Source organism: Cupriavidus sp. (genome assembly GCF_057315035.1).
In genome coordinates this window covers 1-23,190 of sequence record NZ_DBHKYV010000066.1, presented here as the reverse complement: position 1 = coordinate 23,190, position 23,190 = coordinate 1, and the positions used below count along the sequence as shown (strand labels likewise).

Annotated in this window: 18 protein-coding genes; 9 read left to right on the top strand and 9 right to left on the bottom strand. The window is 64.3% G+C overall.

The window, feature by feature from the left end:
* Positions 1-163 precede the first annotated feature (163 nt).
* A complete protein-coding gene (locus ACO550_RS38260) occupies positions 164-364 on the top strand; it encodes a cation transporter (RefSeq protein WP_315598208.1) in 201 nt (66 codons plus the stop codon).
* A gap of 71 nt (positions 365-435) precedes the next feature.
* Here the strand turns inward: ACO550_RS38260 and ACO550_RS38255 are convergent, their stop codons facing one another.
* From ACO550_RS38255 to ACO550_RS38245, 3 genes are all read right to left on the bottom strand, one after another.
* Positions 436-1,164: an OmpW/AlkL family protein gene (locus ACO550_RS38255; RefSeq protein ID WP_315598209.1), complete on the bottom strand. Its 729-nt coding sequence runs from the start codon at positions 1,162-1,164 to the stop codon at positions 436-438.
* Positions 1,165-1,410: 246 nt separating this feature from the next.
* Positions 1,411-2,376 carry a delta(1)-pyrroline-2-carboxylate reductase family protein gene (locus tag ACO550_RS38250; protein WP_315598210.1) on the bottom strand — a complete coding sequence of 322 codons (966 nt, stop codon included), beginning with the start codon at positions 2,374-2,376 and terminating at the stop codon, positions 1,411-1,413.
* Positions 2,377-2,417: 41 nt separating this feature from the next.
* Positions 2,418-3,416, bottom strand: coding sequence for an aldo/keto reductase (locus ACO550_RS38245; RefSeq protein WP_315598211.1), 999 nt, complete (start codon positions 3,414-3,416; stop codon positions 2,418-2,420).
* 114 nt (positions 3,417-3,530) lie between these two features.
* Between ACO550_RS38245 and ACO550_RS38240 the strand changes: the two genes are divergently transcribed.
* A complete protein-coding gene (locus tag ACO550_RS38240) occupies positions 3,531-4,460 on the top strand; it encodes a LysR substrate-binding domain-containing protein (RefSeq protein WP_315598212.1) in 930 nt (309 codons plus the stop codon).
* 7 nt (positions 4,461-4,467) lie between these two features.
* On the opposite strand, the gene pbpC is transcribed toward ACO550_RS38240, so the two are convergent.
* The 4 genes from pbpC to ACO550_RS38220 form a co-directional block, all read right to left on the bottom strand.
* Positions 4,468-6,669 carry a penicillin-binding protein 1C gene (gene pbpC, locus ACO550_RS38235; RefSeq protein ID WP_315598223.1) on the bottom strand — a complete coding sequence of 734 codons (2,202 nt, stop codon included), beginning with the start codon at positions 6,667-6,669 and terminating at the stop codon, positions 4,468-4,470.
* Positions 6,670-6,703: 34 nt separating this feature from the next.
* Positions 6,704-7,414, bottom strand: coding sequence for a lysoplasmalogenase family protein (locus ACO550_RS38230; protein ID WP_315598213.1), 711 nt, complete (start codon positions 7,412-7,414; stop codon positions 6,704-6,706).
* Positions 7,411-13,386, bottom strand: a complete 5,976-nt coding sequence (locus tag ACO550_RS38225) for an alpha-2-macroglobulin family protein (protein WP_315598214.1) — start codon at positions 13,384-13,386, stop codon at positions 7,411-7,413. The genes ACO550_RS38230 and ACO550_RS38225 overlap by 4 nt, the downstream gene beginning before the upstream one ends.
* Positions 13,387-13,478: 92 nt before the next feature.
* Complete coding sequence (locus tag ACO550_RS38220; RefSeq protein ID WP_315598215.1) at positions 13,479-13,958, bottom strand: Lrp/AsnC ligand binding domain-containing protein; 480 nt, start codon at positions 13,956-13,958, stop codon at positions 13,479-13,481.
* 159 nt (positions 13,959-14,117) lie between these two features.
* Between ACO550_RS38220 and phhA the strand changes: the two genes are divergently transcribed.
* The 4 genes from phhA to ACO550_RS38200 all read left to right on the top strand — a co-directional run bounded on the left by phhA (position 14,118) and on the right by ACO550_RS38200 (position 18,050).
* On the top strand, positions 14,118-15,047 hold the full coding sequence (gene phhA, locus ACO550_RS38215) for a phenylalanine 4-monooxygenase (protein ID WP_315598216.1): 930 nt from the start codon (positions 14,118-14,120) through the stop codon (positions 15,045-15,047).
* A gap of 139 nt (positions 15,048-15,186) precedes the next feature.
* Positions 15,187-15,486: a 4a-hydroxytetrahydrobiopterin dehydratase gene (locus ACO550_RS38210; RefSeq protein WP_315598217.1), complete on the top strand. Its 300-nt coding sequence runs from the start codon at positions 15,187-15,189 to the stop codon at positions 15,484-15,486.
* An 81-nt stretch (positions 15,487-15,567) separates the two neighbouring features.
* Positions 15,568-16,272 carry a response regulator transcription factor gene (locus tag ACO550_RS38205; protein WP_066737789.1) on the top strand — a complete coding sequence of 235 codons (705 nt, stop codon included), beginning with the start codon at positions 15,568-15,570 and terminating at the stop codon, positions 16,270-16,272.
* A gap of 83 nt (positions 16,273-16,355) precedes the next feature.
* Complete coding sequence (locus tag ACO550_RS38200) at positions 16,356-18,050, top strand: sensor histidine kinase N-terminal domain-containing protein (protein ID WP_315598218.1); 1,695 nt, start codon at positions 16,356-16,358, stop codon at positions 18,048-18,050.
* Here the strand turns inward: ACO550_RS38200 and ACO550_RS38195 are convergent.
* Positions 18,047-18,559: an SET domain-containing protein gene (locus ACO550_RS38195; RefSeq protein ID WP_315598219.1), complete on the bottom strand. Its 513-nt coding sequence runs from the start codon at positions 18,557-18,559 to the stop codon at positions 18,047-18,049. The genes ACO550_RS38200 and ACO550_RS38195 overlap by 4 nt on opposite strands.
* 920 nt (positions 18,560-19,479) lie before the next feature.
* Between ACO550_RS38195 and ACO550_RS38190 the strand changes: the two genes are divergently transcribed.
* The 3 genes from ACO550_RS38190 (at position 19,480) to ACO550_RS38180 (ending at position 21,901) form a co-directional block, all read left to right on the top strand.
* On the top strand, positions 19,480-19,758 hold the full coding sequence (locus ACO550_RS38190; protein ID WP_019451897.1) for an HU family DNA-binding protein: 279 nt from the start codon (positions 19,480-19,482) through the stop codon (positions 19,756-19,758).
* Positions 19,759-19,998: 240 nt separating this feature from the next.
* On the top strand, positions 19,999-20,982 hold the full coding sequence (locus ACO550_RS38185; RefSeq protein WP_315598220.1) for a DUF2272 domain-containing protein: 984 nt from the start codon (positions 19,999-20,001) through the stop codon (positions 20,980-20,982).
* A gap of 124 nt (positions 20,983-21,106) precedes the next feature.
* Positions 21,107-21,901 carry an aquaporin gene (locus ACO550_RS38180; protein ID WP_315598221.1) on the top strand — a complete coding sequence of 265 codons (795 nt, stop codon included), beginning with the start codon at positions 21,107-21,109 and terminating at the stop codon, positions 21,899-21,901.
* On the opposite strand, the gene ACO550_RS38175 is transcribed toward ACO550_RS38180, so the two are convergent.
* Positions 21,885-23,190: carbohydrate porin (locus ACO550_RS38175; RefSeq protein WP_485995154.1), on the bottom strand; the 1,306-nt coding region annotated here is incomplete at its 5' end. The two genes, ACO550_RS38180 and ACO550_RS38175, sit on opposite strands and share 17 nt — an antisense overlap.

The following is a 23,190-nucleotide window of genomic DNA, read 5'->3' as shown; positions in this document are numbered from 1 at the left end:
CGACGCGCGACAACTGCACTGTGGACCTTACCATCATTGGAAGGTCAAGGTCGTGTCGCCACGCTGAGCCCCTCAATATCCACTTGCGCTTCCCACGATGGGAAGGTTCATACTCCAGTCCGAAGCAATTCCAGTTCCTAATTACCACTCACAGGAGTCATCCATGATCCAGTTCCAGGTCGAAGGCATGTCCTGCAACCATTGCATCGGCGCGATCACGCGAGCGGTCCAGGCCGTGGATCCGGCAGCACATGTTGCGGCCGACGTACCGACGCAATCGGTCAAGGTCGAATCCGGTGCCGATCGCCAGGCCCTGCAGAAAGCCATCGAGGAAGCCGGCTATCCGGTGAAGTCGGCAGCTTGAGCGCCAGCAAGACGCATCAATGAAAAAGGGCACCCCAAGGGGTGCCCTTTCCACATCCGGCTGACGCCAGATCAGAAACGGTAGCCGACGTTCAGGAAGGTCACGATCGGGTCGATCTTGATCTTCGTGTGCGACTGCACCTGCGCGCCGTTGGCCAGCGTGGTGGTGAAGTTGGCGGTGGTGGCGATCGGCACGTACGACACCGACAGGCCCACGAACCAGTTGTCGGTCACGGCGTAGTTGGCGCCGATGTTGAACACCGGGTTCCACGACGACTTGGCCGAGGCGGCCATGGTCGAGCCTGGGCCAAACTCGCCCTGCACGAACGACTGGTTGGTCACGGTCTCGCCGGTGAACCACGTGTAGTTCACGCCGATACCCACGTACGGGCGGAACTTGGTCTTGGCGTCGAAGAAGTGCCACTTGGCCACCACTGCCGGGCTCCACTGGCGCACTTCGCCCAGCTTGCCGTACTTCTCGTAACCGCGATCACCGCTCACGTCATGCTTCGGCGGCACGCCCAGCACGAATTCCGCCGAGATGTTGTCGGTGAAGAAGTGGGCAAACGTGAGGCCCACGGTATCCGCCGAATCAATCGTGGCGCCGGTGTTCTGGCGCTGCAGTCCACCGGTCGGACGACCCGCGATCGAATCGATCGTCAGGAATTCCGAGTGGCCCTGCGGCATCACCCGCATCCAACCCAGGCTGACGACGTTGCTGCCCGCGGACTGGGCCTGTGCGACACCAGCCAGTGCCATGGCGGCGCCTGCCACCAGCATCTTCTTATAGATCTGTTTCATTGTTCCTCTAACTCCATCCTCTTTGAATACAACCACTGCTCGCAGGCATTATCCTGCGCAGCCTGCGCGGACTGTTTCAAACACGGAACCGGATGATAGAAGAATTGCCCTAAAGACAGGGTTAACCCAAAAGGCGGTCACCAATTTAGGCACTTTTCGCGCAGAAGCGACGCGTCGGCACAACGGTTCGGTTTCAAATATGAGAAACCATCTGTTTGAAGTGGTTATGTTGCTGCACAAAACGGCTCAAACAGACGTTTGGCTGGCCAGTACGCACGCTGCCAGATCCCACAACGCGTAGCCCACGCTCTTGAATACCAGCGGACTGCCGGCGCGCTCGCGCAATGCCTCGGCGCTCAGGATTGCCGTCTCGAACGGCTGCACCGTATTCCAGTCGATGCCGGCCTGGAGCAGATCGCCCGCCTCGTCCTCGATGCCGAACAGCGTGTCGGCCAGCAGCCGACCGCTGGCCGAAGCCGCCAGGCAAAGCTGCGGCGGAAGTTCGCACATCTCGGGCCGGAACGCGCCCACGCCGGCCACGAAATGGCGATCGGTCCACAAACCACTGTCGAGGTCGGGCAGTACCGGTGTAAGGCTCGACGTCACGGTCACCACCATCGATACGCGCGCCAGCACGGCGGCAACCTCGTCGACCACCTCGGCCTGCACGCCCAGGCTGCGCGCATGCGTGGCCAGCGCCTCGGCCTTGTCGCGCGTACGCGACTGCAACCAGACCTTGCGCACCGGTAGCCCAGCCACGAACGCTTCGAGATGCGTTTGCGCCTGTACCCCGGCGCCGATGATCAGCAACTCGCCGTCCGGTTCCGGCGCAAACGATTGCGCAGCCAGCAGCGATACGGCCGCCGTACGCCGCCCGGTCACGGTTGGGCCGTCGAACATGCCGATACGCTCGCCCGTGTGGGCATTGGCGACCAGCACTTCACCCAGGATATTGGGCAGTCCACGTTGCGGATTGCCAGGATGCACCGTGATGTTCTTGGTGATCACGATGTCGCGGTTGCACGCCGGCATTACCAGCAGCGTGCCCTGCCCTCGCTCGGCATCGCCCACTGGCAGCGCAATGCGCGGCGGTGCCATGGCGGTACCGTCGCGCAGTTCGCCCAGCATCGCGGCAATCGCGCGGGCAAGTTCCGGATAAGGCAGGCGGGCCGCCGTGGCGGCGGCATCGAGGGGGACGAACGAGGCGGTCATCGGTGTAGTGCAATCGACAGCGAAGCCGCCATTGTCTCCGACTAACGCGAAAGGTATGGCAGCATCGCCTCGGCATAGCGCGTACCCGCCGCTGCGTCGAGCGGGAAAGCCGCGTCGATATCGGCCAGATCCTGCGCGGTCAACCGCACCCTGAGCGCGCCAAGGTTGTCGTCGAGATTGGCAATACGGCGCGTACCCGGAATCGGCACCACGTGCTCGCCGCGCGCCAGTACCCACGCCAGCGCCAGTTGGGCCGGCGTGCAACCTTTGGCACTGGCCAGATCCTGCACCGCATCGACCAGTTTCAGGTTGCGCGCGAAGTTCTCGCCCATAAAGCGCGGGTTGCTCCGGCGATAGTCATCGGCCTCAAAATCCTCGGGGGAGCGAATCGCCCCTGTCAGGAAACCGCGGCCCAGCGGGCTATAGGGAACGAAGCCAATGCCGAGTCGTTCGCAGGTGGCCATGATGCCGTTCTCGTCGACGTCGCGCGTCCATAGCGAATACTCGGTCTGGAGCGCCGTCACCGGATGCACCGCGTGGGCGCGCTCGATGGTCTTCACGCCCGCCTCGCTCAGGCCGATCCAGCGAACCTTGCCGGCCTTGACCAGATCCGCCATCGCGCCAACGGTCTCCTCGATCGGCGTATCGGGATCGACACGGTGCTGGTAATACAGGTCGATATGGTCCACGCCAAGCCGTTTCAGGCTGGCATCGCACGCGGCCCGGACATACTCGGGGCGCCCATTGGCGCCACGTGCCGCCGGATTGGACGGATCCCGCACGATGCCGAACTTGGTGGCCAGCACCACCTTGTCGCGCCAGCCACCAGCCAGCGCCCGCCCCACCAGTTCCTCATTGGTATGCGGCCCGTAGACATCAGCCGTATCAATAAGTGATACGCCATTTTCTATAGCGTGATTAATAGTACGAATAGATTCAGCATCGTCGCGAGCTCCGTAGAACTCGCTCATGCCCATGCATCCCAGGCCAAGCGGAGAAACATCGGGGCCAACACGACCCAGCTTGCGCGTTGCAGTCATCGGGACACTCCTTGTGGATTACCGGTTCGAAACGGTCGCGGTACGCGCCGCAACCGACCTCGGCAGTATCGCCAGTCCCCCCGGCGCGAAACAGCATGCTAGGCTGCAAGCATCATGAAGCCAGACTTCACAATCGACCCCGATTCACTGCCCGCGCTGGCCGCATTCACGCGCGTGGCGCAGCTTGGCAGCTTTACCGCCGCAGCGCGTGCCCTGGCGGTGAGCCCCTCGGCGGTATCCCAGACCATTCGCCAGCTCGAGGACCGGCTTGGGGTACGGCTCCTGCAGCGGACCACGCGCCACGTCGGCATGACCGAGGCCGGAGCGGCATTGCTGGCGCGCGTGGCGCCGGCGTTGGCGGAAATCCACGCCGCCACCGACGACGTCCGACAGCAGCGCGACATGCCGGCAGGCACGCTGCGGCTCACAAGCTCCCATTCGGCCGTGGTCATCGCATTGCGACCGATCCTGACCGACTTCATGCGTGCCTATCCGTCGATCTGCATCGATCTGGTGACTGACGACCGCTTTATCGACCTGATTGCCGAAGGCTTCGATGCGGGCCTGCGCCTGGGCGAGGCGCTGCAGCAGGACATGGTCGCCATACCCGTGACGGGTCCGCTACGGATGGTCATTGCCGCCGCCCCGGACTACCTCGCGCGACATGGCACACCCGACACACCGCACGCGCTGCACCAGCATGCGTGCCTGCAGTACCGTTTTGGTCCGCTGGGTTCGGTCTACCGATGGGAGTTCTCGCGCGGCGGCAGGCCCTTCACCGTGGATACCCGTGCAGCGCTGATCGCCAACGACAAGACCATGCTGCACCAGGCAGCGCTGGCAGGCCTGGGCCTGATCTATGAATTTCCGCACCATATCGCCGATGCACTCGCGACCGGTGCGCTGGTCACCGTGCTCGACGACTGGACGCCGCCCTTCTCGGGCTTCTATCTCTACTATCCGAGCCGCGCGCTGATGCCGCCAAAGCTGCGCGTGTTCGTCGACTTCCTCAAGGCACGCGAACTGCCCCAGTCGCCGCGCTGAACCCGCATCAGCGCCGCACCGAGACCTTTTGTGGCGCTGCTTCGCGCACGCTGGCGCCACGCACCTCGATACCGATCTCGTGCACAACCTTGCCTGTGGCATCCACCAACTGCACACGATGACGCCCTGGCCATGGCAACCATGGCACCTCGCCACCCCTGCCCAAGGGCTTGCCATCGATGCGCCAGCTCACGGCATGCGCGGTCTGGCCTGTCAGGCCATCGGCATGGAACCATACGCGCTGCGCGGCCGGTGGAATGTCGGGATCGAGCGCGAAAATCGTACCGTCGGCCGGACTGGCAATGGCCGGTGCGCCCGGTGCCTTGCCCGTGGTACCCACGCGAATCTGGCTCACCGCGGTGCCCGCCAGAAAGACTTCTTCGCGCGCCGGTTCGAGATTGCCATCGAAGGTCAGTGCCACGCGTTCCACGCCAGCGGGCATCACTGGTGCGCGACTGGGCAGCGTACCGTGCAGCGCCTCCATGACTTCATGCCATACCGGGGCCGCACCCGACACGCCAGACACATCGTGCATGCTCGCGCCGCTGGCATTGCCCACCCACACGCCAACGGTATAGCGCTGCGACCAGCCCACGCACCAGTTGTCGCGCATGTCCTTGCTGGTACCGGTCTTGACCGCGGTCCAGAAGCGCGTGGTCAGCGGACTGTCGAGGCCGAACGTGCGCGCACGCGCATGACGATCGGACAACACGTCGCCAATCACATACATTGACGCCGGCGTCATGACCGACTGCTTCGTCGAGACGGCAGCGTTCGTCGTCATGCGCACGGGCCCGTACGCGCCCTGGTTGGCAAGGCTGCGATACGCATTGGTCAGCGACAGCAGCGACACGTCGGCACTACCCAATGCAAGGCTGTAGCCGTAGTAATCGCCGGACTGCGTCAAAGGCAGACCCAGTGATACCAGGCGCCGATGAAACCGGTGCGGCGTCACCATCACCAGTGTGCGCACTGCCGGCACATTGAGCGAGGAACCCAGCGCCGCGCGCAGGCTGACCCAGCCGGCGTAGCGATGGTCGTAGTTCTGTGGAATGTAGAGGCCACCGCCAGTTGGCAGGTTGACCGGGCGATCGTCGAGCAGCGATGCCGCCGTCAGGCGACGTTCCTCAATCGCCTGCGCATAGAGGAAAGGTTTCAGCGTCGACCCTGCCTGGCGTAGCGCCGCCGCGTGATCGACCTGGGCCGCCGACGACAGCGCACCCGACGAACCGACGTACGCAAGCACATCGCCGCTGGCATTGTCGATCACTACCACCGCGCCATCCTCGACGTTACGTCCCGCGAGTTCACGCAAATGCCGGTCGAGACTGTCCACGGCCACACGCTGCAGGTTTGCATCGAGCGTAGAGGTCATGCGCGCAGGCACTGGCTTGCCGGCCGGCGTAGCGGCACGCGCCTGCGCCACCAATACGCGTGCAAGATGCGGCGCGAGGTTGCCGCTGCGACGCGCGCTCATGCCATCTCCACCGATGCTGACCGACTTCGCCAGCGCCAGCACCGTGAAGCCGTCGAGCCCATCGCATTCGCGCGCTTGCTTCATCTCGCGCAGAATGCCGCACGCGCGCTTCGACACCTGCAACGCCGATGCATTGGGGCTGCGCACCAACGCCACCGCCACTGCCGCCTCACGCGCATCGAGCCCGCTGGGCACCTTGCCGAACAAGGTCTGCGACATCGCGGACAAACCAACCAGTTCGCCGCGGAACGGAACCAGGTTCAGATAGGCTTCCAGGATCTGGTCCTTGCTCCAGCCACGCTCGAGCGACGACGCACTGACCGCCTGCCCCACCTTCTGCCCAAAACTGCGGCCGCGCCCCGCACGCAGGTCATCGTCGAGCAGGCCCGCCAGTTGCATGGTCAGCGTTGATGCGCCGCGCGTACGTGTGTTCCAGAGGTTGGCCCACGCCGCAGCGGCAACACCCTGCCAGTCGACTCCGCTGTGCGCGTAGAAGCGACGGTCTTCGGACAATACGATCGCGCTGCGCAAGGCCGGCGAAGTGTCGGTCAGCGCCACCCATTCGCCACGCCGTGCCTTGAAGTCGTCGCGTACGCGCGCCACGGTTTCACCATGGCGGTCGGTGACCACGATATCGGCACTGCGCCAGCTCTCGCGTACCTCGCTGAACGCGGGCACGGCCTGCGCAACACCAACCGTCGCCGCGTACAACAGCAGCGGCAGCAGCGCCATGGCGATCGTCGTCGTGCCTCGCTTCATCCTTCGCTCACTCACCGCGTCCCGCGACCACACCGGCCACCAGCAACACCTGCGCGATGGCATAGGTCCACCATATGCCAAGCTGATAGGTGTCAAATGGCGACAGGAACTTCGCCATGCCGATCATCGCGTCGGACATCACGAAGCACAGCGCACCCAATGCCGCGAGTGGTGTCGGCAAGCGTGCCAGCAACGCGGCACATGCCATCGCCGCAAGCACACCGATATAGACGGTCACGGGCCATGTCATGTCGCCAAGATTGGGCCAGAAGCGCCCCAGCAATGCGCCTGCCGCACCGATCACCAGACCGCAACCGATCAGCCGTTGTGCGCGCATGTCGCTGCCTGGTGGCACTAGTGGCACGAACAGCCTCAGGTAAGCAAGGTGCGCCATCAGGAATGCCCCAAGCCCGCCCATGAACGAGATCTTGAGACCCGGCAATGCCAGCAGGAAATCGCCAAGGCCCGAGAACACCAGCGCGGTCACCAGCCAGCGTCGTTCGTCCGCCGGCCGATGAAACCATGCCGCACGCGCCAGCAGCAGCGCCATTGCCGTCTTCCACGCCGGCTGGTAGGCGATCTGTCCGGTCAGTGGCGTACCTGGCGGCAGTTCGAGCGACGCCTGGAACAACATCACGCCATAGGTCACGCCGGCCAGCGTACCGGCGATCCACCATTCGCGTACCCGTGGGGGCATCCGTAACGCGATCCAGCTCACTTGGCGGCTCCAACCATCAGCCTGGCGTTCGGTGTTTCACCGAACACGTCAGGCGCGTACATCGCCTCGACGCGTGTTGGCGGCAATGCGAACTCGCCGGCATTGTTCAGTCGCACCGTGTACTCCACCGACAGGTTGCCCTTCGGCACGTAACCGAAGTACTCGCGATACGCCTCGGGCGTACGCTCGGTGTACTCGGACCACGCCTTCTTCTCATCGCGTGTTGCAATCACCGAATCGCGACCCAGCCCGCTGCCGAGGATCGTGGCGCCAGTCGGCACCGGATCGCTGACCACCACCCATGTCATGTCGGACTGCGCATCGATATCGAGCTTCACACGGTAGGTATCGCCGCGCGACCACTTGCCTGCGACGGCCTGCTCCACCGGTGTCACGGTGCGGCGCACGCGATAGCCTGCTGCCACCGGCTCACGCAGCGGCACCGCAGCCAGCGCACGCACCGTGGCCCACGGCCGCCCCGCACCCTGCTGCTCTACCTGCAGCGTGGCTGCCGCGTTCGCAGACGTTGCCGGCCATGGCAGGTCAACCATGCCGCTGGCCACACCGTCTTTCTGCGTTGCCTTCGACCAGTCGAACGTCCGCGAGACATCGCCCAGCGTAGCGCGCGCGCTGCCGCTCACCGGCGTCTTCTCGTAGACCTGCGCATAGCGGCGAATCGCCAGCACACCCCAGGCATTGGCCGTGGTGGTCGTCCACGCACCGCGTGTCTGGCGACCCAGCAGGCCCGTTACCAGTTGCGGCACCTCGTCCTTCCATGCGGGCAGTTGCGAGGCCAGCGCGAGGAGCTTCGCCGCGTTGACATCGCCGCCCGACATCAGCCACCACCAGTTGTCGGTGCGCTCGGTGGAGAACACCAGGCGCGTACCTTGGACCGTCAGGCGGCTGCGCAGCAATTGCGTCGCATCGGCGATGCGCTTGTCGCGATCCGCCACGTCCTGTACCCGCGCAAGAATGCCGAGCCAGTCGATCAGTGCCGACGTTGGCCATTGCTCGGGCAGGATCTGGATCGAGCCAAGCATGCGTGCCTGCGCCTTGCCGGTACGCGACAGCGCCTCGATGGCCGCCAGCTTGCGCACATCGAGATCCATCGTGGCCGACTGCGGTGCCCAGCGCGGCGGTGTGATACGGCCCTCGACGAACGCAACCAGGCCACGCTCCATCTGTTCGCGCTGCGCATCGGGAATACGCATCGGCAGGCCCGCGCGCGACGCCTCATCAGAGATCGCCAGCAGGTAGGCAGTCAGCACTTCGCTACCGAACTGGTTGTCGCTGCGCAGCGGGAAGTACGAAGCCAAACCGTTGGTATCGAGGTACGACGGCAACTGGGCCATCAGCGCATCCCACGCGCCGGCGTCGCCAAGACCAAGCGACTTCGACGTGCGTTGTTCCAGACAGCTGAACGGATAGTTGCGGAACCACTCGCGCACGCCCGGCATGCCGCCGGCCAGCGACGACTGCAGCGACACCTGCATGCCACCGCGCAGCTTGCCCGCAGGGTCCGCCAGCGCACCGGAAGGTGCCTGCACTGGTACGGAGAGGTTCGGCGCCAGTTGCGCCAGCATGGCCTGCTGCACGGTGACCGGTACCGCCGGCACGATCTGCTGCGACACCTTGAGCTTGTCGCTGGCGCCACCGCCACCCTTCTCCGTGGCGGACACCTCCCACACAATCGTGCCGCTGCGGCTGTAAGCAAGCAGCGCTGGTGCAGTGACATCCCAACCGATTTCGCGCGCCTCGCCGGCCGGAACCTGCACGGTCTGCGCGGGCAATGCCTGTGCCTCGACCAGCGTGGCACGCGCGGTAGCTTCCACGGTCATCGCACGCTGCGTGGTATTGCGCAGCGTGAACATCGCGCGGTACTTGTCATCTTCACGCACCAGCAACGGCAAGCCTGAAATCATCTGCAGGTCCTGCGTCGCGGCAATCGTCGCGCTGCCAGTCCCGAAACGGTTCACACCCAGGTCCGCTACGGCCACGATGCGGAAGCTGGTGAGCGAATCGTTGAGCGGTACGTCGAGCGTGGCCTTGCCTTCGCCATCGAGCTGCACGCGCGGATTCCACAACAGCAACGTGTCGAACAGTTCGCGCGTGGGACTCTTGCCACCGCCGCCGCCCGCCGGCACCGCCTTGCGGCCATAGTGACGCCGGCCAATGATTTCCATCTGCGCGGTCGCGGTCTCCACACCATAGCTGCGTCGCTGCACCATTGCATCGAGCAGGTTCCAGCTGGTATTCGGCATCAGTTCCAGCAATGCCTGGTCCACTGCGGCCAGTGCAACTTCCGCGTTTGCGGCAGGCTTGCCGTCAGGCAGCTTGACCTGCACCACCACGCGCGCCTTGCCGCGTACCGGGTAAGTCGGCTTGTCCGGCGTCACCAAAACGTCCAGCTTGTACGCATCGTTGCCGACGCGGATCTCGGCCAGACCGAGCCGGAACGCGGGCTTCGACAGGTCGACCAATGGCGACGGCGCCACGTAGTCCTTGCCCTCGCTGCGGAATGCGTGCCACCAGTCCAGCGGCTGGCGCCAGCCCCACGTGAAGAACGAATACCACGGTACCTCGCGCAGACGTCCGCGAATGCTGAGTACCGACACATAGACGTTGGGTCCCCATTCCGGCTTGACCTTGAGCTTGATGGTCGGATCGGTACCGTTCAGTTCCACGATCTGCGTATCGAGAATGCCCTCGCGCTCGATGGCCACCAGCGCCGTGGCACGCCGGAACGGCATGCGTACCTGGAACACCGCGGTATCGCCCGGAGCATAGGCCTTCTTTTCTGGCAGCACATCCATGCGGTCGTGGTTCTCGCCACCGAACCAGAGCTCGCCCTGGCGCGTGACCCAGACCGTGGTGGCAGCCTGTGCCACGCGCCCGTCCGCATCGCGTGCATTGGCTACCAGTTCCACCTCGCCAGCCTGTGCCAGTTCCACGTCGCAGCGTGCCCGGCCCTGCGCATTGGTGCGGGTTTCGCACACCACGCCAAGGTCCTTGGTCTCGCTGCGGTTGTCATAGCGATAGAAACCACCCACCACGCGCTTGCGCGCGGATGTGGTGATGCGTGCGCGCGCCTTGATCTGTACCGGCGAATCGGCAACCGGCTTGCCCTGCGTATCGAGCACCACGCCCTGGATTGCCAGCTTCTGACTGACCGACACCCAGTTGGCCGCGCGGATGCCCACCACCACGGCCGACGGCCACAACGGCACGGTCTGGCGCAGCGTCTGGATCTCGCCATTCGGATCGGCAAAACCCGCTTCGAGTACCAGGTCCGCAGGCTTGTCGACCTTCGGCAGGTTCTTCACGGTTACCTTGCCGTTGCCATCCTTGTCCAGCGTCAGCGGCAATTTGTCGGCCACGAGCTTCTCGGACTCGTCGCGTGAATTCTCGCTATCCTCGTTGTCCTCGTCGCCACTGCTGCTCTGCTGTTGCGCGCGTGGCGGATTGAACGAGAACTCGTCGTAGTCGGCAAAGTTCACGTACTTGCCACGCATCAATGCCGAAACGCGCACGGGCAAACCGACCGCACCACCGCCGTTCAGGTAGTGGATCTCCACACCCACCGGCACCTCGGCCGGCGCCACCAGTGCATTACCCTTGACCTTCGGGTCCTTGGTTACCGACAGCGTGCCGGCCAGCACCGGCAAGCGGAATGCTTCCACACGGAAACTGCCGCTGTTCAGCGTGCGATCGTTGTCGTAGACCAGTGCCACGTCATAGACGCCGAGCTTGGCCGCCTGCGGCACCTGGAACGTGTTCTCCGCACTGCGGCCGCCAGTGGCCGTCGTGCGCCACGTCAACGGCATTTCGTACTTCTGGCCGCTACCTTCATGCGTGATCAGCAGCTTTGCCGGCATGGCTGCGGGCAACGCAAAGCCCTGCGCCGTCTCGTTGCGGATCAGATGCTTCATCGACACGGTTTCACCGACGCGCAGCAACGTGCGGTCAAACACGGTGTGGGCCCGCACGGTCTGGACCGGGCTCAGGTCCGTGGGCACATTGAAGCGCCAGGTTTCGATCCCGCGGTTCCAGTCGGACATCACGAAGGCCATGTCAGCCTTGCCGCGTGCCTGTGGATGATCGGCGGCGATCCGGGCCGAGACGAAATATCCGTCCATGCCGTTCGCGCAATCCTTGTAGCGGCGGTCCGGCAGCTTCGCAAAGCGTGCCACGCCGGTGGCATCGGTCGTGCCTTGCCCCAGCAACTCGCCATCGCAACCGCGCAGTGCCACCCTGGCATTTACCACGGGCTTGCCGTCGTCAAGCGTGGTGACCCACGCCAGGCCACTCATGTCGCCATCGGCCTCGCCTCGCGCCAGCTTGAAATGCACGCCAAGATTGGTTACCAGTACCGCCGTGCGCACATACATCGGCGCCTTCTTGCCGAGCAGCGCTTCGCCGAGCATTGGCGAGGCAATCTCGACAACGTGAAAGCCTGGCTCCGGCAACGGAATGCCCACGACTTCGAACGGGCGCGGCGTGGTATCGGTGGATTTGGGGATGTCGAGCTTTTTCGCTCCGGCCACGCCATTGAGCAAGGACACCGAACGCGTTTCGATGGCAGGTGCATCGCGTGGACTCTTCGCGTCGTACGGTGGCTGGCCAGCACGGATCGCGCTGATCTGCTCCCTGGTCCACGTGTTCTCATGCATGCGCTTGACCATGCCGAACCAGCGCAGGATCGCCCCATCCTCGTCGACCTTGAGCCGCGCCACGGTACCGGCGTCGGCACGTACCGCCAACGTCGGCAGATCGGCTTCGACATTGCGCAGCGTGACCGGCAGCAACGGTGGATAGTCGTCCGGCGACTTGCCGCGCGGCACATCGGCAAAGCGCTCGACCACGCCGAACGGTGCGGCGGCGAACTTGGCCAGCGGCGGCAGCGTCGCGGTGGTCAGCTTGATGGGAAACAGGTCGGCATTGCTTAGTACGCGACCGCTTTCATCCTTGAGATCCTTGGGGGCCTCGATGGTCAGGCTGGCCTTTTCGGGAAACGGGCCCTTGAACGTGACCGTCGACACTGGCGCATCGCGCGCCTCGTCAGGATCGAACGCCGGTGCCTGTGGGCCCGATGGCGTCTTCAGCACGATGTGTTCGGCAGCCTTGCGCGGGATCGGCGCGGAGAACGTGACCGTCATGGGCCGCAGCGGCGTGCACGGTGCCTCGGCGCGTTCGCGTTCACAGGTGAACCCGGCCGTGAATGGCTCGCGCACCTGGAAGTCGAGGCGGCGTGCCGCGGTGGTGGCCAGCCCCGACGGCGTGGCAATGCCGGCATCGAGCACCAGCTGCATGCGTGCGCCAGCCGGCAGCCGTTGCTGGCAAGTGAGCAGATGCACGGCATCGGCGTCGCGCTTGACCACTTCCTTCCAGCCCAGCACATCGATAACGCCGTCGCGCTCCTTGCCCGTCAGCAACCGCACCGGAATGCGTTCACCCAGGCCTTCGGCCTGGCACCAGCTGTGTTCACGGATCGAGCCGGCCGTAGCCGCGCCGTTGAAGCGCAGTGCAAATACCTGGTCTTCCTCGACCTGTCCGCCGGACGGCCGTGCCGAGACCACGATCGGGCCACCGGTTTCGAACCGGTATTCGGCCTTGCCGGCATAGGCCTTGCCGGCCACGCTCCTGAGCCCTGCGGAGATCTGTACCGTGCAACGCACGCCAGGTGGCAGGTCGCGCTCGAAGTCGTAGACCCAGTTGGTGGCGTTGACCCAGCGACCGCTGCCGCCAACGTTACCGCTGGCGCACGATACCGCGACCGGTGCTGCGGCCTTGAGGTCGCCCATCGGCACCATCGGTTCGTCGAACCGGATCGCCACCTGGCGAACCTGCGGATTCACCCCTTCAGGCGAGAAGCGCGTGATCTGCGCGGCCGTTGCAGCCGGTGCCCACGTCAATGCGCTCAATACAAGACCTGCGGCGACGGCCCCAGCCGCCGTGGCGATCTTCCCGATCATGCTGCCTTCTCCGGAATTGGCTCCGCGCGAGCGTGACATGCGCCGATGCCAAGCGCAAGCCTCAGCACATTTGGGAAGAACTGCGTTCTGGTTTAGCGCAAATGAGACAGCGGTAGCGGCCCTTCGCGCTTGAGCGCAGTCAACACGATATTCGAACGCACGCTCTCCACGCCCGGCACACGCATCAGGCGTTTCATCGTGAAGTCGGCCAGCGTGGGCAGGTCCGGCACCACCACCCGAATCAGGTAATCCGCCTCGCCAGCCACCGAATAGCACTCCTGCACTTCTTCTAGCAACAGGATTTCTTCATGGAAGCGCTCGATGATGGTGTCGCCATGATGCGCCAGCTTCACGCTGATAAAGACCATCACGCCCAGCCCCAGCGCCTGCGGCGACAGGTTCACGCGGTAGCCCGTGATCACACCGTCGGCTTCCAGCTTCGCCAGCCGGCGCCCTACCTGGCTCGGTGACAGGTGCACTCGGTCGGCCAGTTGCTGGTGGGTGGAACGGCCATCGGCCTGCAGTGCTGCAAGCAGGGCCAGGTCAAAGGCATCGAGGCTGGCTTGATTCATTTGCGCAGGTATTCCGCAACTCTGGTTCACGACATGCGGATTATATGCACCAGACCTTGAATGGAGGTCGATTTTGCGGACTGTTCGCGTCATCTGCTGGCTAGACTATGCATAAATTCCGCATCACAAGTTGCACAATATTCAGTGGAGACATTTCGCATGACGCCCTCGGCCGCTACGCAGGAAACCGGCAACTTTGCCGGCACGATGACCGCCAAGCTCCAGGAACAGTTCGACGCCGGCCTGCTGTCTGGCCAGGAACTGCGCCCGGACTTCACCATCGCCCAGCCGGTACACCGCTATACGGAAACCGATCATGCGATATGGCGCCGCCTGTACGACCGCCAGGCCTCGATGCTGCAAGGCCGTGTCTGCGACGAATTCCTGCAGGGCCTGGTCACTCTGGGCATGGAGCGCGACCGCGTACCTGAGTTCGACCAGCTCAACGAGATGCTGATGCGGGCCACGGGCTGGCAGGTAGTAGCCGTGCCGGGCCTGGTGCCGGACGAAGTGTTTTTCGAACACCTGGCCAATCGCCGCTTTCCGGCCAGCTGGTGGATGCGCAAGCCCGAACAGCTTGACTACCTGCAGGAGCCGGACTGCTTCCATGACGTGTTCGGCCATGTACCGCTGCTGATCAACCCGATCTTTGCCGACTACATGGAGGCGTACGGCAAGGGTGGCCTGAAGGCCGCCAAACTTGGCGCGCTGGACATGCTGGCGCGGCTGTACTGGTACACGGTGGAATTTGGCCTGATCCGCACCCCGCAAGGCCTGCGCATCTTCGGCGCCGGCATCTTGTCCAGCCAGGGGGAATCGATCTACAGCCTCGATTCGGCCAGCCCGAACCGCATCGGCTTCGACCTGCACCGGATCATGCGCACCCGTTACCGCATCGACACGTTCCAGAAGACGTACTTCGTGATCGACAGTTTCGAACAGCTGTTTGACGCCACGCGTCCCGATTTCACGGCGCTGTACCCGGAACTGCGCGCGCTCCCCACGCTGGGCGCCGGCGATATCGTGGCAGGTGACCAGGTGATCAACGTCGGCACGCGTGAAGGCTGGGCTGCCAGCGACGACATCTGAGTCACTGCAAACACGATTTGCGGCAACCGCAGGGTGCGCCGCTTTGTGGAACAATGCCGGCATGCCCGGCCGGCCGTCGCCCCGGGCGGGCCGGCCCTTGTCGTGCGCCAAAAGACAAATCCTTCAGATCGAGCCCATCATGACCCCACTTTCGCAAGAAGCCCGCGCCAGCCTGCTCGCGGCGCTGCCCGGCTGGACGCCCGTCCAGGACCGTGACGCCATCCAGAAATCGTTCCGTTTTGCCGATTTCAATGCCGCATTCGGCTTCATGACCCGTGTGGCGCTGCAGGCCGACAAGGTCGACCATCACCCCGAGTGGTTCAATGTCTACAACCGCGTGGATATCACGCTGTCCACGCACGACGCCAACGGCCTCACGCAGCGCGATATCGACCTGGCGCAGTTCATCGAGAAAGCGGCTGCCGGACTGGCCCGCTGAAGGGCAACTGAAAGGCAGGAGGCTGGACTGCCCTGTACAATCGGCGGCATTGTTCCAACGCTTCAATGCCCCTGAATCGCCATGCGTATCCTGCTGATCGAGGACGACCGTCAAATCGCCAGCGGCGTGGAGGCCGGCTTGTCTCGCGCCGGCCACCAGGTACGCGTGGTCCATGACGGTGTCTATGCCACCGACCACCTGCTCAAGGAGCAGCACGACCTGGTCATCCTGGACCTGGGCCTGCCCGGCATCGATGGCATGACGCTGCTGGCACGCTACCGCGCCCGCAATCGCACCACCCCGGTTCTGATCCTGACCGCGCGCGACGAACTCGAGGACAAGTTGTCGGGCCTGAATGCCGGTGCCGACGACTACCTGGTCAAGCCCTTCGCGCTGCCTGAACTCGAAGCGCGGGTGCGCGTGCTGCTGCGCCGCAGCCAGCATGGCGAGGCCGCGCCCGAGCGCGATGTGCGCCTGGGCCGCTTGCGGCTGTCAGGCAACGATCGCCGCATGTTTGTCGATGGCCGCCCGCTGGAACTGTCGCCACGCGAATTTGCAGTGCTCGAACTGCTGTTGCAGCGCCAGGGCCGCGTGGTCAGCAAGGCGCAGTTGCAGGATCACCTGGCCACCTTTGCCCATCCGGCTGGCGAAGGCGGCGACACCGTAGGCGACACCGCGATCGAGGTTTACGTGCACCGCGTGCGCAAGAAGCTTGAAGACGCCGACGTGGAAATCGTCACCGTGCGTGGTTTCGGCTATCTGCTGCAAATCCGGGCCGGGCACTGATCGCCACCCAGTGATCGCCACCATCAACGGCTAACGCTGCCGGCGCCCCCAACTGAAGTCCCGAATCGAAGCCCCGACTCGCCATGTGGCCGCGTTCGCAATCCTCATCCGCACAGCCTGGCGACACCGCCGGCAAGCGGTCGCGCGGCGGTCGTGGGCGGAGTGGTGCCACGCCACGCGCCACGTCGAACCCGAGCCTGCGCATTCATCTGCTGCGGGCGCTGGCCACGCCGCTGTTCGCGCTGGTGCTGACCAGCGGATCGCTGTCGTACTGGCTGGCAGCTCACTACACCACGCAAGTGTTCGACCGGGCGCTCTACGGCGTGGCCAACAATATCGCCCAGCAGATCCGCATTGCGGGGCCACGGCTCGAGCAGGACATCCCGACCATCGCCCAGACCCTGGTGGAAGCCGAAGGATCGGATCGCATCTACTGGCGCATCCATGGTCCCGACGGCCTGATCGGCGGCATGGACACCTGGCTCGGCTATGGCACGGGCCAGACCACGCTGCATGACGCGCGGCTGTTCTATGCATGGTTCAGCGGCCGGCAGGTGCGCGCTGTACGACTGCCGGTAAGCCTGCCGAGCCCGGCCTCCGATGAACTGGGTACGACCCCGACCGAAGCGCAGATTCCGCGTGGCCCGATCGTCGTCGAGGTAGCCGAACTGCTGGATCGCCGCGAAACGGCGGCCAACGAGATCCTGCTGTCAGTGTCGGTGCCGCTGATCCTGCTGCTGCTGGTGGGGAGCCTGATCCTGTCGCACGTGCTCAAGGAGGAACTGGTCCCGCTGCAGATCCTGACCGACAAGCTGAACCGCCAGACTGCACGCTCGCTGGCGGCGCTCGACGAAACGCAGGTGCCTGCCGAGGTGGAACCGCTGATTCGCGCCCAGAACGCGCTGCTGTCGCGCCTGCGCGATGCCATCGACGCGCAGCGCAAGTTCATTGCCGATGCGGCGCACCAGTTGCGCACGCCGCTGACCGCCGTGAAGCTTCACGCCGACCGCGCGGTGGAAGCCGATTCGCTCGATGTGGCGCGCCATGCGATTCGCGAGGTACAGACCGCTGCCGACCGCGCTGTGCGCTTGTCGAACCAGTTGCTCTCACTGGCACGTGCCGAGCCCGGGCTGTCGCTGGAACGGCTTGGTCCGGTCGAGCATTTCGATCTCGCGGAACTGGCGTTCGAGATTGGCGCGGAATGGGTGCCGCAGGCGCTGGCGCGGCGCGTCGACCTGGGCTTCGAAATTTTGCCCGGTCCCACGTTCACACGCAGCGCGCCGGCCGTGGTGCGCGGCAACCGCCTGCTGATGCGCGAGGCGTTGTCCAACCTGATCGACAATGCAGTGAAGTATGTGCCGGCTGGCGGACGCATTACCGTGCGTGCCGGTGGCGAGGCAATGGGCCATCGTGGCATGGCCGTGGTGATGGTGGAAGACAACGGCCCCGGTATTCCGGCGGCGCGCCGCGAGGAAGTCTTCAAGCGGTTTTTCCGCGGCGACCATACGCCGGGCACCCAGGCCGTACAGGCGGCGCCCAGCGGCGCCGGCCTTGGGCTGGCAATCGTGCATGAGATCGTGACCCTGCATCAGGGCACGATCCGGATCGAGGATGTGCCCGCTGCCGCGGCGGCACCTGCATCGGCACCCACCGCAGCACCGGTCACCGTGGCCGGCGGTTCGGACGACGGCGTAGCGCAGGAACCGCAGTCCAGGCGTGCGACGATGCGCTTCGTGATCCGGATCCCATGCGAGGGCCCCGGATCGCGGCAGGCCTAGCTGCCCTTCTTTTCCTTCGGCGCCAGCATCGTGCCCCGGCACTTCGGGCTGCCGCAGCGGCACTCGTATTCCTGCTTCAGTTTCTTGGTATAGCGAGCGTCAATGACCAGGCCATAGTCATAGAACAACTCCTCGCCCTCGCCGATATCGCGCAGCGCGTGGATAAAGACCCGCCCCTTCTTCTCGCGGGCCTCGCAGTTCGGTTCGCAGGCGTGGTTGATCCAGCGCGCGCGGTTGCCGCCAAACTTGGCGTCGATCACATCGCCGTCGTCGAGGCTGAAATAGAACGTATGGTTCGGGTCAGTCGGGTCATGCGGATGCCGCTTGAGCGCTTCCTTCCAGGAAATATGCTCGCCCTTGTACTCGATCACGCGTTCGCCTTCGGCAATCGCGCCAATCGCGTAGACACCCTTGCCATGTACACCAGACTGGCGCACCTCGATGCGGTCGCTGGCGGTCTTCTTCTTGCCTGGCTTCTTTTCCCCGGCGTCCTTGGCCTTGTCCGACATGTGCTGATATTCCCGTGTGCGGTGGTTGGGCCGGTCCAGTCCGGCGCGCTCGCGATGATACCTGCACACCCATGACAGGTATACGTGCCGGTCACGTATACCGATGTGGATAACCGGGCCAGTTTCTGTGGATAAGCGCGCGAGTTTGATGTGGGCTGCCTGGGGCTGGCTTGGGGATGGCACTCGAACAACCTGGCAGGTATACGTCCCTCATCCCATCCGGAAGGTTGAGTCATCCACGTGCTCCAGCAATTCGTCCCGGAGTTTCAGGTATACGTAAACGTCTGATCCGATTGACGTATACGTGGTTATCCACAGTAAACGGCCCCGTTTACCTACCACTACTATTTGTATACATGAAAAGAAGATGTAAACCGTACGCATGAGGGCCACCGGAGGGCAGGTATACGCGAACCGACCGCGAAAGCTGGCTTTGCCGGGCCAGATGAAAAAATGTGCAACAGCTCGCGGGTGAAATCGCCACACGAGCATCGGTGCAAGTCTCGGGGCAGTCACGTATACCGCCCTGCAGATCCAAATCGAGGGCCAACCCCGCGCAAACCGGCGTATACGGCCTCAGAGCGATTTTGAGCGCGTATACCGGCTCGGGCGTCCTGCAGGGCACAGAGGGCCTCCAGGCGCGTATACGGCCCTCCAGGGCCCTTCAGGACTCTCGACCCCATTGCGGGCCACCTGGATGAGGAGGGGCTCCCGTGCGTATACCGCGCTCCGGACCTTGCCCGAATCCCCACAAACCGCGTACTGACGCGGGCTGGCGGGGGGTTGCGGTAACAAACTGTTCCCGGTGCGGCGTGTCCGACACGGTATGATGTGGCCCGCGGCGTCTTTGCCCGGGCGGCTTCCTGCCGGAGCCCCCGGTCTGGACGTCAGTGTTTTTTCAACTCGATACGGAGTGAAGCATGACGAAAACCGAACTGATCGACGCGATTGCAGCAGGCGTGGACGGTCTGACCAAGGCCAAGGCCGAGCAAGCCCTGAACGTGACCCTGGGCGCCATCATGGATGCCGTGGCCAAGGGCGATACCCTGAGCCTGATCGGCTTTGGTACCTTCAGCAAGGGCGAGCGTGGCGAGCGCATGGCCCGCAACCCGCGCACCGGCGAAGAAATCAAGGTCGAGGCTGCAAAGACCGTGAAGTTCAAGGCTGGCCAGAAGTTCAAGGACGCTGTCAACCAGTAATGACGACGGGCATGCTGTTCGCCCGGTCTGCATTGACCCCGCCGTGCCGCCGCCGGAGCCCCCAAGCGGCACAGGTGCGCAGCGCGCGGGGACGTTATCCACATCGATTTTCCGACAGCTTCAAGTGGAGAATCGCACAGCCGCCAGCGCCACATGAATGGCCGTCGGCATGCCTTCGAAATTGCCATTCGTGCTTGGCTGTTCAAGGCTTTGCGCAATACCAGCACGTACAGGGCTGAGATGCCGTACAGCTTGCCGCCGCGCAGATTTCCACAGCTTTATTCACAGCGCTTTCCACACAAGGCTCCACAACCTTCTCCACAGGCGCGACACCGTGCCTGGCAGGTCGTAGCCAGTGCGGTGGCACTTGCCGTGCTGTGCGGTTGCACCACCACCCCACCGCGCACCGCGCGTCCCCAGGCAGTGCCCTTGCCCGATTACGAACGCGTGGCCACGCCGCCTGGCGCTACCCAGCGCGAGCGCATTGCCTTCATTGCCTTGCAGGAATGGCGCAAGTGGGGCAGCCAGGAAGTCCATATTGCGCGCGATGATTCGGCCTGCGTGACGCATAGTCCGCTGCCGGCTCCGGCCATGGCCACGCCGGCCGTCGCAGTTGCCAGCGGCACGGCCGGACCACCATCCGCGGACCTCGAGGACGAGGATGGCCAGGACGGGAATTGCCTGCGGTTTCCCGATGGCTCTGGTATGGAAGCCACCCCGCAGGGCTGCCGGATGGCGCAGCGCTACTGGGGGATCGTCGGCGAGGCGCCAGATTGCCGGCAGGTCACGCAGGGAGCATGGGCCTGGTCGGCGGTGTTCATTTCGTGGGTCATGCGCAAGGCCGGGCTCGATGCCAACCAGTTCCTGACCGGCCAGTCGCACTCGATGTACGTGGTGGACGCACGCGACGGCATCCTGCCCCGCCCCGCTTTTCACATCGAACCGGTGCCGGGACTGCCGCGCGTGGGCGACATGATCTGCGCCGGCCGTGGCCGCGACAAATACATCGAGGATCCGTCGGAGATCGGCTTCGGCACCACGCCAATGCACTGCGACATCGTGGTCGAGGTGGATCGCGCCGCAGGCGTGGTCAAGGCCATCGGCGGCAACGTCCAGCAATCGGTCTCGATGGATGTGATCGACCTGAACGATGCGGGCCAGCTCGATGGCTATACGAACTCGCACATGCCGTGGCTGCTGATCATGCGCAACGACCTGCAGTAGCAGGTTGCAGGGTGCTTGCTGACGATTCGATACCGCCGGTTGGTTCTCAACATCGCCATGCTGCATTGACGGCGTCTGGCACGACGCGGAACACTGCGCGATCGGTTTTTCGACGATTTTGCGCATGTCTTCCTCTGTTTCCTCTCCCTCGCCTGACACGACTGACGCGATAGATGCGCCGGTTGCGCTGTCCGCGCCCACCGTGTGCCGGCGGCTGGTGGCCGAAGGACTTGGCACGGCCCTGCTGATTGCCATCGTGGTGGGGTCCGGCATCCGCGCCGAGCGGCTGGCAGCGGGCGATACCGCGCTGGCATTGCTCTGCAACGCGCTGGCCACAGGTGCTGGCCTGGTTGCGTTGCTGGTGTCGCTGGGCCCGGTTTCCGGTGGACACTTCAATCCGGTCGTCAGCCTGTCGAACCTGGTGCAGGGCAAGCTGCCGGCGCGCGAGGCATTGGGCTACGTGTTGGCGCAACTGACTGGTGCGCTGATGGGTGTGATGGCCGCGCATGCCATGTTTGGCCTGCCGCTGTTGTCGATGTCGACGCAGGCTCGTACCGGTTTGCCAATGTGGTGGAGCGAATATCTGGCGTCGTTCGGCCTGGTCGGACTGGCCATGGCCACCGGTCGCAGCCGCCCTGCCCTGGTGCCGTTTGTGGTCGCGGCCTATATCACCGCAGGCTACTGGTTCACCGCGTCGACTTCGTTTGCGAATCCCGCGCTAACCATTGCGTGCGCGCTGACCGATACCTTTACAGGTATTCGTATGATAGATGTTCCCGCATTCATTTTGGCGCAGGTGATTGGTGCCATGAATGCCACGATGGTTTTTCACTGGCTGTGCCCGGTTCCGACACGACGGGCCGTGCTGCCTGCCGGTTGGAAAAACCGTGCTCCGGGGCGGCTTACCAGCGCCGATTGAGCTGGACGCCGAAGATCGAGCCGCTGGCCTGCGTGGCCCAGGCGTCTGCCGGTGCGGCAAACGTGACGCCGTCGACATCATTGGCACGGCTGTAGGTGTAGAACGCGCGGAGGTTGGAGTTGCCGGTAGCCTTGCCAAGCGTCAGGGTTGGCGCCACGGTGAAGGCAGTGCGTTGTCCGCCAGCGCCAAACCCCGACGAGATCTGGTCGTGCGCGACTTCAAACGTGAGCCGGAACTGGTCGCTGGCCACATAGGCCGGCCGTACCCGCGTAGCCGCCCATTGCAGCGTTCCCACGCTGGACCGGTCCAGTTGCAGGCTGGATTCCACCGAACCGCCAAAGCCCGAGCGACCCTTCCACTCCATCGATTCCGCCACGCGTACGCGGGACAACTCGTTGCCCATGCCGGTGTATCCGGTCATGGCCACGCGCGAGCCCTGCCCATACTGGACGCCAAGTCGGTTGGTGCCAAAGAGCACGTTTTTTTGCTCATGCATGGCTGAAGCCCACCATGCGCTGCCGGTGTCCTCGATTTGCGACATCGGTTCCACGCGTGTGAAGCCAAGCTGTACCGAACCCTGGTCATTGGTGCTGATCGGCGCCGTACGCAGCGAGTGATAGCTGGGAAGCTTGGCGCCATTTAGATCGTTACGCGCGGTGTATTGATAACTCAATCCAAATTCGCCAATCTTGGCGTTGTCGACACCAAAGCGCATCGACGACGAGTTCGGCGGCAGCAGTCCCGATGACATCAGGAACGGGTTGCTGTCGCGGCGTCCCGCCCAGACGCTGGCGCCGTCAAGCACCGACAGTCCGGACAAACCACTGACCGAGGTATAGAAATTGGGTACCAGCGCGTACGGATCCACGGCTGCCGCATTGCCGTTGACCGATGTGGCTTCGGTGCCCTTGGCTTGCGCCACCAGCTGCACCTGGGTGCCGCCACCCATGTCGACCAGCGATTCGCGGATCTTGACCTCACCGGTACTGGTGCAGGCCAGGCCCTTGCCAAACCCGGCCGATGGCGTGCCGCCTCCCGCGCAGGCGCGCTGTGCGCCCGAGCGGTCCTCCACTGCGGCGCGGCCACTGTAGCCAAGGCGCCAGACCGAATCGCCGGCCGGATCGTCCGCAGGCAATTGCGAGCGCAGCACTGGCGGCGCGTCGGATGGGGTTTCCTGTGCGTTCGTGCCCCCTTCAGTGCCACGCACCGGCTGCGCTTCAGGCTGGGCCGGAAACTGGCCAAGCAGGTGTGGGAACAGGACCAGCGGCGGGGGCGGGGGCGGCGGGCGG

Bases quoted from the DNA above. Each gene is read 5' to 3' on its own strand.
- phhA (WP_315598216.1), top strand. From the start codon at position 14,118: ATGACGCCCTCGGCCGCTACGCAGGAAACCGGCAACTTTGCCGGCACG.
- ACO550_RS38195 (WP_315598219.1), bottom strand. From the start codon at position 18,559: ATGTCGGACAAGGCCAAGGACGCCGGGGAAAAGAAGCCAGGCAAGAAG.
- ACO550_RS38180 (WP_315598221.1), top strand. From the start codon at position 21,107: ATGTCTTCCTCTGTTTCCTCTCCCTCGCCTGACACGACTGACGCGATA.
- ACO550_RS38200 (WP_315598218.1), top strand. From the start codon at position 16,356: ATGTGGCCGCGTTCGCAATCCTCATCCGCACAGCCTGGCGACACCGCC.
- ACO550_RS38210 (WP_315598217.1), top strand. From the start codon at position 15,187: ATGACCCCACTTTCGCAAGAAGCCCGCGCCAGCCTGCTCGCGGCGCTG.
- ACO550_RS38225 (WP_315598214.1), bottom strand. From the start codon at position 13,386: ATGATCGGGAAGATCGCCACGGCGGCTGGGGCCGTCGCCGCAGGTCTT.
- ACO550_RS38185 (WP_315598220.1), top strand. From the start codon at position 19,999: ATGCCGTACAGCTTGCCGCCGCGCAGATTTCCACAGCTTTATTCACAG.
- ACO550_RS38255 (WP_315598209.1), bottom strand. From the start codon at position 1,164: ATGAAACAGATCTATAAGAAGATGCTGGTGGCAGGCGCCGCCATGGCA.
- pbpC (WP_315598223.1), bottom strand. From the start codon at position 6,669: ATGGCGCTGCTGCCGCTGCTGTTGTACGCGGCGACGGTTGGTGTTGCG.
- ACO550_RS38240 (WP_315598212.1), top strand. From the start codon at position 3,531: ATGAAGCCAGACTTCACAATCGACCCCGATTCACTGCCCGCGCTGGCC.
- ACO550_RS38250 (WP_315598210.1), bottom strand. From the start codon at position 2,376: ATGACCGCCTCGTTCGTCCCCCTCGATGCCGCCGCCACGGCGGCCCGC.
- ACO550_RS38220 (WP_315598215.1), bottom strand. From the start codon at position 13,958: ATGAATCAAGCCAGCCTCGATGCCTTTGACCTGGCCCTGCTTGCAGCA.
- ACO550_RS38245 (WP_315598211.1), bottom strand. From the start codon at position 3,416: ATGACTGCAACGCGCAAGCTGGGTCGTGTTGGCCCCGATGTTTCTCCG.
- ACO550_RS38190 (WP_019451897.1), top strand. From the start codon at position 19,480: ATGACGAAAACCGAACTGATCGACGCGATTGCAGCAGGCGTGGACGGT.
- ACO550_RS38260 (WP_315598208.1), top strand. From the start codon at position 164: ATGATCCAGTTCCAGGTCGAAGGCATGTCCTGCAACCATTGCATCGGC.
- ACO550_RS38205 (WP_066737789.1), top strand. From the start codon at position 15,568: ATGCGTATCCTGCTGATCGAGGACGACCGTCAAATCGCCAGCGGCGTG.